Source organism: Paenibacillus camerounensis (assembly GCF_000723885.1).
Lineage (GTDB): Bacteria > Bacillota > Bacilli > Paenibacillales > Paenibacillaceae > Paenibacillus_AQ > Paenibacillus_AQ camerounensis.
Genome location: NZ_CCDG010000018.1, coordinates 38,149 through 51,652 on the forward strand (window position 1 = coordinate 38,149; position 13,504 = coordinate 51,652).

At 52.4% G+C, this 13,504-nt stretch carries 11 protein-coding genes; all 11 read right to left on the minus strand.

Annotated features, from left to right (window positions below; all coding sequences use genetic code 11):
* Window positions 1-41 precede the first annotated feature (41 nt).
* The 11 genes from BN3772_RS07085 to BN3772_RS07135 all read right to left on the minus strand — a co-directional run bounded on the left by BN3772_RS07085 (window position 42) and on the right by BN3772_RS07135 (window position 13,268).
* Complete coding sequence (locus tag BN3772_RS07085; RefSeq protein ID WP_042198184.1) at window positions 42-1,319, minus strand: YycH family regulatory protein; 1,278 nt, start codon at window positions 1,317-1,319, stop codon at window positions 42-44.
* Entirely contained in the window at window positions 1,316-3,154 is a 1,839-nt protein-coding gene (gene walK, locus BN3772_RS07090; protein WP_042198186.1) for a cell wall metabolism sensor histidine kinase WalK, read from the minus strand. The genes BN3772_RS07085 and walK overlap by 4 nt, the downstream gene beginning before the upstream one ends.
* Complete coding sequence (gene yycF / locus BN3772_RS07095) at window positions 3,154-3,885, minus strand: response regulator YycF (RefSeq protein WP_042181889.1); 732 nt, start codon at window positions 3,883-3,885, stop codon at window positions 3,154-3,156. Before yycF ends, walK begins: the two co-directional genes overlap by 1 nt.
* 137 nt (window positions 3,886-4,022) lie before the next feature.
* A complete protein-coding gene (locus BN3772_RS07100) occupies window positions 4,023-5,570 on the minus strand; it encodes a M23 family metallopeptidase (RefSeq protein WP_052380407.1) in 1,548 nt (515 codons plus the stop codon).
* 339 nt (window positions 5,571-5,909) lie between these two features.
* Window positions 5,910-6,545 (minus strand): hypothetical protein, encoded by a 636-nt coding sequence (locus BN3772_RS07105; RefSeq protein ID WP_042198189.1) that lies wholly within the window; start codon window positions 6,543-6,545, stop codon window positions 5,910-5,912.
* A gap of 168 nt (window positions 6,546-6,713) precedes the next feature.
* Complete coding sequence (locus BN3772_RS07110; RefSeq protein WP_042198191.1) at window positions 6,714-8,000, minus strand: adenylosuccinate synthase; 1,287 nt, start codon at window positions 7,998-8,000, stop codon at window positions 6,714-6,716.
* Window positions 8,001-8,214: 214 nt separating this feature from the next.
* The gene (gene dnaB, locus BN3772_RS07115) at window positions 8,215-9,576 is read right to left on the minus strand and encodes a replicative DNA helicase (protein ID WP_042198193.1); all 1,362 of its coding nucleotides are present in this window, start codon (window positions 9,574-9,576) and stop codon (window positions 8,215-8,217) included.
* A gap of 1 nt (window position 9,577) precedes the next feature.
* Complete coding sequence (gene rplI, locus BN3772_RS07120) at window positions 9,578-10,024, minus strand: 50S ribosomal protein L9 (RefSeq protein WP_042198195.1); 447 nt, start codon at window positions 10,022-10,024, stop codon at window positions 9,578-9,580.
* A complete protein-coding gene (locus BN3772_RS07125) occupies window positions 10,021-12,030 on the minus strand; it encodes a DHH family phosphoesterase (protein WP_042198197.1) in 2,010 nt (669 codons plus the stop codon). Before BN3772_RS07125 ends, rplI begins: the two co-directional genes overlap by 4 nt.
* Before the next feature lie 11 nt (window positions 12,031-12,041).
* Entirely contained in the window at window positions 12,042-12,959 is a 918-nt protein-coding gene (locus tag BN3772_RS07130) for a DUF2232 domain-containing protein (RefSeq protein WP_042198200.1), read from the minus strand.
* 6 nt (window positions 12,960-12,965) lie between these two features.
* On the minus strand, window positions 12,966-13,268 hold the full coding sequence (locus BN3772_RS07135; RefSeq protein WP_209443626.1) for a MazG-like family protein: 303 nt from the start codon (window positions 13,266-13,268) through the stop codon (window positions 12,966-12,968).
* Between the last annotated feature and the right edge of the window lie 236 nt (window positions 13,269-13,504).

Below are 13,504 nucleotides of genomic sequence, written 5' to 3' on the forward strand. Positions count from 1 at the left end.
ACTTTCCCTCCTTGTTGTTTCGCGAGACTCTATTATACCGCCTAGCTGACCGTAAGCACACTTCCATCATTTAGGGTTACCCGCCATACCGGCGTAAGGCGCAGGGTGTCCCTCTGCAATACCGGAATATAGGCCGGAATAAGATCCTTAACTGCAGATCCGGAGCTGATCTGGGCAAGCTTGGCTTTCAGCTCATCTCCGCCGGGAAGCTCTACGATTCGTTTTACTGCCTGCTCATCCTCCATATACATCAGCGAGCGCTCATAGGAGGAGACTGTACCCTGCTGCAGCTCCAGGTTAATAACCCCGTACTGCAGCTGCGGCCGGCTCATAATCGGGTAAGAGCCGTAATACTGCTGGAAGGATACCTTGCGTTCCTGCTTCTCCTCTTCCGTGGAGGCCAGCCGGTAGGTCCCGTTCCAGCCTCCATGCTCATTAACAAATTCAACGGCCTCCAGCGCATCCTTGGCAGGCGTGCTCTCTCCGGCCGGCAGGGCCGCAGGGTCGCTGTAGCTCATCCAATTCAGCTCCTGATCCACCTGGAGGCTGCGCTTGCTGTCGGTATAGATTTTGGAGCCGTCTTTTTCCGGAATATACCGGGTGCTTCCTGCGTCAAAGAAAAGATTGCTCTGCATCTGTTCAATGGTATACATTCCCGAAGGGATTTCAGCCTCAACCGCGTCCAGCTTCTCTTCAGGCACATAGTAATTGCCGTTCACCACCGTATATGGCGTCCAGTTCACACCGAAATCAACATGCTGCTGCACGTCCTGTACGGTAAGATCCGCTTTGGCCGCCTCATACACAATGTCTCCTCTGGTGCTGAAAAAAACGGCATGCGCCTTGGAGTCATTTTTGACATTATAAATCCAGACCCGGTCGATGCTCTCTCCCTCGAACAGCGAATCCGGTGACAGCTGCATCACCCGCTGCAGCAGGGTTACCGGAATGCCTGCACCGAAGCTGAGCTCAATGCCGGCATTCTCGCTGCGGATTTTGTCCCAGTCGAAGTCCTCTACCGGGCGCCGCTGAAAGCTTTCAAAGCTGCGTCCCTTGAGACGGTTAAAGATCAGCTCATAAAAGGTCGAGTCCGGATAGAACAGCGTGTGCCTGCCCCCGCCCATATGAATAATCATCCGGTCAGGATAGAGCAGGTTCTCGACTTTTTCCTTAGGGCCCATATTATCTGTTTTTACATAAAGGTCCTCAGACTTTACCGCAGAATCGCTGCCCGGCAGCCGGTAGATCAGATAATAGCTTTCTATCAGGCTTCCGGCTACCAGAATGGCAAGAATCCAAGTCTTTAGTTTCTCTTTCATCCTTCACTCCCTCCTTGCTGATGCAGCAGAGGCAGCGTAAATGTCACTAAAGAGCCCTCGTTAAGCTCCGACTGCAGGGAAATAGAGCCGCCATGCGCTTTGACAATTTCCCGGGCAATGGACAGTCCGAGACCTGTGCCCCCCATGTTGCGTGAACGGGCCTTGTCCACCCGGTAGAAGCGTTCAAAGATACGCTCTATATCCTTCTTCGGAATCCCGATCCCCGAATCACGGACGGAGACGGCCAGCATTCCTTCTTCACTTTTGACAGCCTGCAGGCTGATTGTGCCGCCCTCCGGCGTATATTTCAGCGCATTGGAGACCAGATTGCCCAGCACCTGATCTATCTGGTCACGGTCCAGCCAGGCCATGGCGACCTCCTTATGCACAATTGTATTGATATGAATCCGCTTCTGGCGGATCTGAAACGAGAAGCGGTCAGCAACATCCTCCAGCATCTCAGAGATATCAGTCTGCTGGATACGCAGGCTTGATTCCTTCGAGTCGAGCCGCGACAGATGCAGCAGATCGGTGACCAGCCGGATCATCCGCTCGGTCTCATTGCGGATGACGCCGACGAACCGTACAGCCAGCTGCTGGTCATCCAGCGCCCCGTCATCCAGTGCCTCCACGTAGCTCTTAATCGTCGTAAGCGGAGTCCGCAGCTCATGCGAGACGTTGGCTACGAACTCGCGCCGCGATTCCTCCAGATTCTCCTGCTCGGTAACATCCTGCAGTACAGCAATCGTTCCGGAAATCCCGCCGCCCTCCCGGCGGTGGATCGGAGTAAACGTCACCCGTACTATGTTCGGATCTCCGCCGCCCATCGGCGACAGATGAATGAGCGCCGACTGGGCGTTGCCCTCCGCCAGTGAGCCTGTCTGCTCATGATCCAGACCGAGCAGCTCGTCAAGCGGTGCGCCCTCCGGCAACGGTCCTTCCGCACCCAGCATATCAGCAGCACGGGTGTTCATCAGAATAACCATGCCGCTCTCGTCGGTAGCTACTACACCGTCACTCATATTGGTCAGAATAGAGGCAAGCTTCTCCTTCTCTTCCTCATTCTGCGACAAGGCCTCCCTTAACCGGCCTGTCATGTAGTTGAAGGCCTGGCTCAGCTGTCCGATCTCATCATTGCCGAATTCCGGCATCTTGCGGTGAAACTTGCCTTCGGCAAGCGCAGTCGCATGCCGGGTCATCTCCTTGATCGGATGGGTAATGGTATGGGCCAGAATGACGCATAACACCGCCGTCAGCGCCAGGGCAAGCAGCAGCCCCGAAAGAAATACGCTGTTGATCCGGCTCATAGTGGCATAGAGATCCTTCATATCAGCGGCAATATAGATCGCTCCAACTACCTTATCACCGGAGAGCACAGGCTTCGCTACTACTTTCTTGCGCACATTGTCATCGGCAATAATATATTCCTCGTTGTCACTAATACCCTGCAGTGCGCGGCTGACCACGGTCTGGGTATTGCGCTGCCCGACATAATCATTCTGGGAAGGAACCGAAGTTGTAATGATCTTTCCGCTCGCATCCAGCACCTGAATCTCCGCGCCGTTAATATAGAGATTGTTGACCATGCCGCGCAGGCTCTCTACTGCGGTCTCTTCATCTGCCGTTCCGGTTTCGCTGCCAAGCTTGTCTGCGGTCAGTATAGACAGCATCTCAGCCCGCGCCTTCAGATCCTTGGTGAAATTATCGGTCAGGGAATTCTTCATCGAGCTGACAAAATAAACCCCGATCAGCTGCATCGCCACCAGGATCAGCAGGACATAGATGATAGTCAGCCTGGCCTGAATCGTCCGGAAAAAGGACAGCCCTTTCTTCATCACAGGCCCCCGCTTTTGGGGCTGTGCATCAAATAGCCGAGCCCGCGCCGGGTGAAGATATATTCCGGCTTACTTGGATTCTCCTCAATTTTCTCTCTCAGCCGCCGGATCGTGACATCCACGGTCCGCACGTCACCGAAATATTCAAATCCCCATACCGCCTGCAGAAGATGCTCCCGTGTCATCACTTTGCCCGCGTGACGGATCATATAATAGAGCAGCTCATATTCACGGTGGGTCAGATCCAGCGGCTCGCCGTCCTTATAAACCATGTACATATCGGTATCGACGAATAACCCGAAATGATGAACGCCCTGCTTGCTCTCCGCTGTATCGCTCAACGGACCTGAAGATACCGGCTTATGCTGCCGCCGCATCTGCGCCTTGACTCTGGCCAGCAGCTCACGCGTGCTGAAGGGCTTGGTCACATAATCATCGGCACCAAGCTCCAGACCCAGCACCTTATCAATCTCCCCGTCCTTGGCGGTCAGCATGATGATCGGAATATCGAGATGGGCCTGGCGTACCTCACGGCATACATCCATTCCGTCCTTGCCGGGAAGCATCAGATCGAGCAGCATCAGATCAGGGCGTTTGGATAGCGCAAGCTCCACTGCACTGTTGCCGTCAAAAGCGCAGATTACCTCATAGCCTTCTTTTTCTAAATTGAACTTCAAAATATCAGCAATAGGCTGTTCATCGTCAACTACCAGGATCGTTCCCATCTGCATATGCTCAGCTTCACCTTTCTCGCCATACTTTTCATTGATTCCTTTATTTTAACATACCTGTCCTGGCGCCACACCCTGCCTCGGCTAAATATAAAGCCGCCCGAAAAGGTTTCGGACGGCTGGACAGTAAGAATGAATTATTTCAGATATTTCAACGGATTAACAGCAGTACCGTTCTTTCGGATTTCAAAATGCAGGTGGGTACCGGTCGAACGCCCTGTATTGCCCATAATCCCGATTTTGCCTCCCTGCTCAAGCCGCTGTCCCACAGATACAGCAATGCTGCGCAGATGCCCGTAATAGGTTACGTACCCGTTCTTGTGATCAACAATAACGACATTGCCGTATCCGCTCTGCACACCGGCAAAGGTTACTGTACCGGCATCAGCAGCTTTAATCGTGCGGTTGCCGGATACAAGATCGACGCCTTTATGGGCACGTCCCCAACGTTCGCCGAAGCTGCTGGATAATGTTGCACCGCTGACCGGCCAGGCAAACATTCCTGTTCCCTCACCGACAACCTTGGTACCCTGATAGACGACCTCCGGCAGCGAAGCCTGCAGCACCGTCTGTCCCAGCCACTCTTCCTTAACCACCAGGCCGTTCTCCTTTGTTAACCGGTACTGCATTTCTTTAAGCCCGGTCTGGCCCGGACGTACAACCTTCCGCTTGCCTGCAGCCAGCTGATCGCTAGTACGCACAATAACCTCAGGCTCAGTAACCATCTGCTCAGTTACCTGTTCAACGGTTACAACGGTAAGCTCCGGCTGCGGCACGGTAAGCTGCAGCTCATCCCCGATCTGCAGGGTAAGCTCTTTGACCGAAGGGTTATTCTTGAAAATATCTGCCTGCGTAATACTGAAGCGTGTAGCAATTCCTGAAACTGTGTCACCTTCCTGAACGGTATAGACCAGCGGCTCTTCCTTGCCTTCAGTCAGTGCCTTAACCGCTTCCTCTACCGTGAGTACCTTATTAGGGTCCGCCTTAACGGGGACAATCGTTACGTCTTCCTCAATGGAAGCTGATTCTGCCTGTCCCGCACTAGTCGAAGCTGCTGCCTTACTGGTTGCTGCCGTTCTCTTCAGCTGTGCACCTGCTGGCTCTGACGCCTCCGGCAGATAATGAGCCTTCACACCCTCCAGGACGGCAGCTGCAGTCTCCTGATCCTTCACGATACCGATAGATTTGCCGTCGACAGTCAATTGTACGCCGATCGCGTAGGCCTTGAGCATGCCATCCAGCTTGTCCAGTGTGGCTGTACTATCCACCTCAGGCTTGTAAGCTGACTCCTCTTCGGTAGTAATACCGTCTGTCTGCAGGATCATGACCGAATCGGGATACTTGGTCTGATATTCCTCCTGTTTCTGATCAAACAGCTGATTCAGCTCGGCTTGCTGGCTGATCTTTCCGATCTCTTCGCCCTTCACCAGTACCTTGTAATAAGTTACCGTATGTCCGGCTACATACTTCTTCTCTGCCCCGATCAGGAAAGCAGACAAAAGCACAAGCCCGGCAGATGCCGTAATCCAGGAACGCCGTAATCTCCGCGGCTTGAGCTCCTGATGAAAGACATTAGCTTCGCCGGAGGCACGAATGCCCTGTTGACTCTCTGCACCAGATCCTGCGGAGGCTTCATCGCTGCCCCGCAGCTTCCCCATCCGGCGCATGAACTTAAATCCCTTCATGAAACTCTCCCTTTCAATCCGCCCATTCAGTCCGCTCATAGAAAGCGGCCAAGCTTGTTATGCGACCCCTTTTATATATTCTGCTGCATCCATTTCTCTATTTGCGTTAGTGTGAATGATCTATGTTGTCGGTTATAAATAATGCCTAAAAACTTAAGCTTTTTGTCCCTGAAAAGGTTACAAAAAATTAACCCCTTCTAGTCCTTTTTTACTGTAACATAGCCGGGAGAAAAATTTCAACTTTGTGTACATGGCAAAACCCGCGTTTATCGCGGGTTTTTATTGATAAAATGCGGTTTAAACATCTTCCCTGTGTCCAAAAAGTGACAATTTTCATTATTATGGATTGCTGTCCGTTTCCGGTGTAAGCATTTTCATTAGAAGCTCATATTCATCCTGATTTACGTATTTGGCAATAACCTCCTGTATTTCCTTAACCTCTGTTTCTGTTAAGCCATCCTCCATAGCTGTAGAGATTGCCTGCATCTCCTCCTGCGGCAGCTTGGTCATCAGGATATTAAAGATACCTACTTTATCCGCTTCCGGTATGTTATCCTTCATTTCATTCATGTCACCTGGAGTCATTACAAGCTGCCCGTCCCGTTTGCTTGTATCCGTATCCTCTTCAGCCGCCGGCTGTCCCATAACAGCTAATGCATCCTCAGGCACCTTCTCTTCTACAGGCTTGTCACTGTCCTGAGCAGGAGTACCTTCCCTGTTCTCTCCGCCGCCATCATCTGCAGCAGGCTCCTTAGTCTTGTCAGCGGTACCGCCGGAGTCCGTTTTTGTATTCATTCCGGTCAGACTTTTGACAAACCCGCCGATGCCCGGCGCCGGGCCGTCCAGCTTAATATCAAAGCTTGCCAGAACAGACTGAATATAGGTATTCACTACAAAAGCAGTGGTCAATACCGAAAGTGCACTGGCCAGTACAACGATTAGGCATACGCCGATTGCATATTTAACAATTCTCATCTTCATCTCTCCCTTGCACGCTGTCATTTCCAGTATTGACCATAAAATGCACCGGGAAACATGCACCAGAGGGTCAGTGAAGGCTTAACTGGAGATGCTGCACCTGCATAGAGCAGAGTCGATGTACGCAAAAAAGACCCCGTAGGGGTCTTTTCGTATATCAGCTTATTAAATGTAGATCGGCAGCACCTGATTAGTCTGCTCGCGGTTACGTCCCACGGAGAAAATAGCAATTGGAATACCTGTCAGCTCAGCCACACGTTCAACATAACGGCGGGTGCTCTCCGGCAGATCGTCCAGCGTCTTGGCTGCAGTAATATCTTCGCTCCAGCCCGGAAGCTCTTCGTATACCGCTTCACATTCAGCCAGCATCTTGAGGCTTGCCGGATAATGGGTAATGATCTCGCCGCGGAATTTATAGCCTGTGCAGATTTTGACGGTTTCCAGCCCGCTCAGCACGTCCAGAGAATTAAGCGACAGGCCGGTAATTCCGCTTACGCGGCGGGCATGACGTACAACTACACTGTCGAACCAGCCGACACGGCGCGGGCGTCCGGTTACTGTACCATACTCATGACCGGTCTCACGGATGTAATCCCCGGTCGCATCCCCAAGCTCTGTAGGGAACGGGCCGTCTCCGACACGGGTAGTATAAGCTTTGGCAACACCGATAACCTGTTTGATCTTCGACGGGCCTACACCGGAGCCGATGCACACACCGCCTGCAGACGGATTAGATGAGGTTACATACGGATACGTTCCCTGGTCGATATCAAGCATTACGCCCTGCGCGCCTTCGAACAATACTTTGGAATCTGCATCGATCGCATCATTCAGAACAACGGAGGTATCCGTTACATAACCGCGGAGAACCTCTGCATATTCCAGATACTTAGCCAGAATCTCATCCACATTCAGCGCTTCCGCCCCATAGACCTGGGTGATTACCTGGTTCTTCTCTTCCACCAGATGACGCAGTCTAAGCTCGAATTCCTCAGCGTCCATCAGATCAGCGATCCGGATGCCGTTGCGTGCAGCCTTGTCCATATAGGCTGGGCCGATTCCCTTGCGGGTTGTGCCGATTTTGTTCGGGCCTTTACGGTCTTCTTCCAGTGCATCCAGCAGCATATGGTATGGCATGATGACATGGGCGCGGTCACTGATGACCAGATTCTTGGTGTCGAAGCCGTTCTCATGAATATAATTAATTTCTTGGATTAGGGCTTCCGGATTAATAACCATCCCGTTACCGATTACGCAAGTTTTCTCTTTATAAAATACACCGGATGGGATCAGGCTCAGCTTAAATTTCTTACCGTCAATCAGAATCGTGTGACCGGCATTGTTGCCCCCCTGATAACGGGCGACCACATCTGCGCTCTCTGCCAGAAAGTCTGTGATCTTCCCTTTGCCTTCGTCTCCCCATTGTGTTCCCACGACGACTACCGTTGACATATTCATTCCTCCGTTGGTGCCAGCTTTAGCACCATTATTTATAATAATATGGGCTCTGTACAGCTTTCTTATGTACGCTGCCCTCCGGACGCTATGCGGGTTTAACCCGCTAAAGCACAATAACCAGTGTAACAGCGGTACTTTTTAAAGTCAAATAAAAACGAACGATCACACAATGAAATGTATGATCGTTCGGATATTGTGCTTAATTTGCCTAACCTGCAAACGGTTCGGCGTGTGCCCGCTCGTAGTTGACGAACTTGTTAAAGTTCTTCAGGAATACAAGCTCTACCGTGCCTACCGGGCCGTTACGCTGCTTGGCAATAATAATTTCGATAATATTCTTCTTCTCCGTGTCCTGGTTATAGTAGTCATCACGGTACAGGAAGGCTACGATATCGGCATCCTGCTCAATCGAACCGGATTCACGAAGGTCACTCATCATCGGACGCTTATCCTGACGCTGCTCCACACCGCGGCTGAGCTGGGAGAGGGCAATAACCGGAACATCCAGCTCACGGGCGATCTGCTTCAGGGTACGGGATATTTCAGAGACCTCCTGCTGGCGGTTCTCGCCTGCCTTACCGCGGCCCTGAATCAGCTGCAGGTAATCGATGACGATCATGCCAAGGCCTTTTTCCTTCTTCAGCCTGCGGCATTTCGCGCGGATGTCCGTAACTGTAATCCCGGGGGTATCATCAATGTAAATTTCCGACTCGCCCAGGGCCTGTATGCCCATCGTCAGCTTCGACCAGTCATCATCATTCTTGAACTCACCGGTACGCATAATATTCGCATCCAGATTAGCTTCAGCACAGATCATACGCTGGACCAGCTGCGCCGCCGACATTTCCAGACTGAAAATCGCAACAGTCTCTTTGGCCCGGACCGCTACATTCTGGCATATATTCAGTGCAAATGCCGTCTTGCCGACAGAAGGACGCGCAGCAACGATAATCAGGTCATTGCGCTGAAAGCCGTTGGTCATATGGTCAAGGTCAACGAAGCCGCTTGGAATCCCCGAGGTACCGCCTTTATTCTGATGGAGCAGCTCCACCCGGTCAAATACCTCCATTACTACATCGCGGATAGCAATGAAGCCGCTGCCGCTGCGCCGGTTGGAGATTTCCAGGATGCGCCGCTCGGCATCGCTCAGCATGATGCCTACATCCTCGCCGCCGGTATAGCCCTCGCTGACAATCTGAGTCGCTGTACGGATAAGCCGCCGCAGCATCGCCTTTTCTTCGATGATCTGTGCATAATAGTCCACATTGGCTGCAGTCGGCACTGCATGGGCCAGCTTAGCCAAATAGCTGACACCGCCGATATCCTCAAGCTCTCCCTTATCCTGAAGCCGGGAGGTCAGTGTAATCAGGTCAATCGGCTGGCTCTCTTCTCCGAGCTGCACCATCGCCTCAAAGATCATCTGATGCGGTTTGTCGTAGAAGTCTTCGGTGTTCACCCGCTCCATCGCGGTAATCAGCGCTTCATCATTCAGCAGAACAGCACCTAGTACAGCCTGCTCCGCTTCCAGGTTCTGCGGGGGAATCCGATCGAAAAAGAGATCTCCGCCCATTCTACTCCTCCGTTACCTGAACCGTGAGGTTAGCCTTTACTTCAGTATGCAGCTTCACATGAATCTGGAATTTGCCGACATGGCGGATCGGATCACTCAGCTCAATCTTGCGTTTATCAATAACGATGCCCTGTGTAGCCGCCAGTGTCTCAGCAATCTGCTTGCTGGTAATTGCCCCGAACAGACGGCCGCCTTCACCTGATTTCGCTTTCAGCGTCAAGGTCAGCTCGTCCAGCTTCTTGCCCAGCTGTACAGCTTCCTCTTTCTCCTGCTCCTTCTTGCGCAGCTCAGCAGCAGCCTGGTTCTCCAGTGTCTTTACATTACCGTCGGTAGCCGGACGCACGAGTCCGCGCGGCAGCAGGAAGTTTGTTGCATAGCCTTCTGATACCTCTTTAACCTGTCCCTTTTTGCCTTGACCCTTAACATCCTTTAAGAAAATGACCTTCATTCGAACAGCCCCTCTTTCGCTTCAATTTCAGCCAGCACTTCCAGCAGTCTGGCCTCTGCTTCCTTGCATGTTCCTTCAAGCTGCACAGCCGCGTTGGACAGATGCCCGCCGCCGCCCAGCTTTTCCATTACAACCTGCACATTCATTCTGCCGAGTGAACGGGCACTGATGCCGATCAGGCCGTCAGGCCGCTCGCTGATGACAAAGGATGCCACAACATTCGTCATGCCGAGCAGAGTATCTGCAGTCTGGGCAATAAGCAGCTGCGGAATTTTCATCCCGGGTGCAGTTACAACCAGCGCTATGTGATCATAGACCATCCGCGCATGCTTAATGATTTCGGCTTTGGAGATATACTCCTGAAGATCCTCCTTCAGCATACGCTGAATCAGAATCGTATCGGCACCGATCCGCCGCAGGAAGCCTGCCGCCTCAAAGGTACGCGATCCGGTATGGAGGGCAAAATGCTTCGTATCGACTGTAATTCCAGCCAGCAGCATCGTCGCCTCCAGCGGGGTTAGCTTAATTTTGTCGTGGATATACTGCAGCAGCTCTGTTACCAGCTCGCAGGTTGAAGAGGCGTAAGGCTCCAGATAGACCAGCACGGCATCATTGATAAATTCCTCACCCCGCCGGTGATGGTCCACCACAACGATCCGGCTGGCATACTGCACAAGCCGGGGCTCCATTGTCATAGAAGCCTTATGGGTATCCACAACGATAAGCAGCGTGTGCTCCGTCATAATCTGCAGTGCCTGCTCTGTGCTGATAAAGCTCCGGTGCAGCTCCTCGTCCCGCTTGATCTGCTCCATCATCCGGGTAATGGAAGGATTGGGCCCTTCCAAGACGATGCTTGCTTCCACATTGTACATCTGTGCTGCCTTAAGCAGCCCGATTGAAGCGCCTATAGCATCTATATCGGGCGTACGGTGGCCCATAATCAGCACCCGGTCGCTTTCCTGCATCAGGTCGCGCAGCGCATGGGCAATGACCCTGGCCCGGACTCTGGTCCGCTTCTCGGCAGCATTACTCTTGCCGCCGTAGAAGGACAGTCGCTGTCCGGCCTTCACGGCAGCCTGATCACCGCCGCGTCCCAGCGCCATGTCCAGGCTGGACTGCGCCAGCGCCCCCAGCTCACTGGCTGATTCGGAGCCGTACGCCAGTCCGATGCTCAGCGTCATCGGCACCTTAAGATCGGCTGTCATTTCACGCACCTCATCAAGGATGACAAAACGGCTCTCCTCCAGCGCCTGCAGACTGCGGTGATTGAGCAGCATCAGATAACGCTCCGAAGACAGCCTCCGCAGATATACCTCAAACTGCTTGCTCCACTCTGTAATCTCGCTGGCCACCTTGGCAATCAGCGAGGTGCGCTGCTGGTCATCCATGCCCTGGGCTGCCTCATCAAGATTGTCCATCATGACAATGCCGATGGCCAGCTTCTCTTCCTCATAACGCTCGCGAAGCACAACAAGCTCCGTAATATCGTACAAGTACAGCATTCGTTCACTGGGAATAATTACGGCCTGGTAATACCGGTCGTCTACGCTGATTTCCTGCCGGATATCCTTCAGTGTCCCGATATCCCTGGCAGCTTCACGTTTCACCGGCCCGCCGCTGGCCAGCGAAGGCACGATATCCGGCAATAGCTCCTGCAGTTCCCCGCCTACCAGCGTTTTGCGGCTGAAGATGTCACTGGCATTGCGGTTATGCCATTCCACAGTACGGTCTTCACTGTACAGGATGATACCGAGCGGAAGCAGGCTGACCGCCTCACCCTCCACCCGCTTGATCCGGAAGGACAACCCGTTAATGTACTCCACCAGATTACGCCGGAACGAGAGCTCCGCCTGCAGCATCGAGAAGCACAGAGTGCCTGCCAGAAACAGGCTGGCTACACCCAGAACCCAGTTATAGATGCTGACGATGATAATAAGGACCAGCATCAGCAGGAACGCCCAAACGGTATGATAGCCGTGCCAGCGTCTTTGCAGAAATTTAGGCATGACCTCTCACCCTATCGTTTCGATTTCTTCACAAACTCCCGCAGCGGGAACGCAATGTCGATCACACCGATAATCCAAAGTCCCGGCACCCAGAGCACCAGCAGTGACAGCACGATCGCCACGACCTTGCTCCACTTGAGCTTATGGACGATAAAGAACATGAACCCGATCGTCTGAATGATGAATACAGCCTGCAGCAGCGGAAGCAGGTTCGCGCTGATCATCGGCATAAAACCGCTGTCTGAATTCCCGAAAATAAAGGTGATTACAACACCAATCAGATAATACCAGATAAACGATCTTGAAAGTTTCCAATCCCGTGCAGGCTTCAGCCTTGGAACCGCATATTCCATACTGTTCAGAATAGGACGGACGATGGAATGGGTAATAACCGCCATTACGAAGGAGCTTAGAATCAGCGTGATCGGAATGACCTGAATGGTCCGGAAGCTGATGTCACTTATATCCTTTGAGGTAAGGACAAACTCGCTTGCGAGCGGGTTGCCAGTGCCAAGGTCAGCAAACATGGCAGCAACCATTTCCACTGTGTCGGTTACGTAGCTGGACAGGTCAAAATTAAACAGGGCCGCCCCTACGACCAGAAGCAGCAAAAACTCTCCCAGAATCGTAATGGTGCCGGCAAGGATGGTTGACAGTGCCGAGGCGCGTTTCTTGTACCATCGCCCCATGACCAGCGCAGGAATCAGAAAATAGAGCGCTAACAGCACATAGATAGGTGTAATCAAGCCAACAATCAGCAAAACGGGCAGCAGATGCAGAATAAACTGTTTAGTGTTCAGGGTTGTGAACAGTACTACAGCCGGAATAGTCAGGAACAATGTAGTAATAATTAGCAGCGGAGTCGATAAGGATAGCAGCAGCAGTAAATATGCAACGCTCCATGCCACAGATGTCCAGCGGAATTTCAACAGTTTTCACCTCTTACGCATATGTTCTTCTAGTGCAGATATATCCTGGTACCATTCTTCAAGCTGATGTCCTTCCTGTTTATGCTTCTTCAGCTTATCCAGCAGGAGATCATCAAGCTCACGGTAAGGGAGTCCCAGCCGGCGCCCCAGTATATAAGAGCTCATAATCAGGCTGGCCAGACTGTCGCCGACCCTGGCGGTACTGCCTTCCCAGAGTGCCTTAAACAGCCGTGACACCTGGTCAATCACTTCGGTCTTCAACCACTCAATTACCTTGGCGCGTTTGGCCACATCCAGATCCTTAGGCACATTGGGCACGTCTCTCTACCTCCGGCAAAAAGCATTATTCTCCATTATAGCATAAATATTTCGCAGTCACACAAGGCCCCTGCCCCTTAAGGCTCACAGTCCCTCAGCCCTCCGGATAACATCACAAAGCGGGCCTTAACATTGAAGCTGATTGAGGCAAATGACGGGGGACCCGAAGCAGGTCTTCAAAAAAGGCCCGCATTCCGTTATACCGCCGGAAATACAGGCCTTGGTGT

Excerpts from the sequence above, each read along its gene's own strand:
- yycF (WP_042181889.1), bottom strand. The coding sequence starts at position 3,885 with ATGCAGATGGGAACGATCCTGGTAGTTGACGATGAACAGCCTATTGCT.
- BN3772_RS07085 (WP_042198184.1), bottom strand. The coding sequence starts at position 1,319 with ATGAAAGAGAAACTAAAGACTTGGATTCTTGCCATTCTGGTAGCCGGA.
- BN3772_RS07110 (WP_042198191.1), bottom strand. The coding sequence starts at position 8,000 with ATGTCAACGGTAGTCGTCGTGGGAACACAATGGGGAGACGAAGGCAAA.
- walK (WP_042198186.1), bottom strand. The coding sequence starts at position 3,154 with ATGAAGAAAGGGCTGTCCTTTTTCCGGACGATTCAGGCCAGGCTGACT.
- BN3772_RS07105 (WP_042198189.1), bottom strand. The coding sequence starts at position 6,545 with ATGAGAATTGTTAAATATGCAATCGGCGTATGCCTAATCGTTGTACTG.
- BN3772_RS07125 (WP_042198197.1), bottom strand. The coding sequence starts at position 12,030 with ATGCCTAAATTTCTGCAAAGACGCTGGCACGGCTATCATACCGTTTGG.
- dnaB (WP_042198193.1), bottom strand. The coding sequence starts at position 9,576 with ATGGGCGGAGATCTCTTTTTCGATCGGATTCCCCCGCAGAACCTGGAA.
- BN3772_RS07100 (WP_052380407.1), bottom strand. The coding sequence starts at position 5,570 with ATGAAGGGATTTAAGTTCATGCGCCGGATGGGGAAGCTGCGGGGCAGC.
- rplI (WP_042198195.1), bottom strand. The coding sequence starts at position 10,024 with ATGAAGGTCATTTTCTTAAAGGATGTTAAGGGTCAAGGCAAAAAGGGA.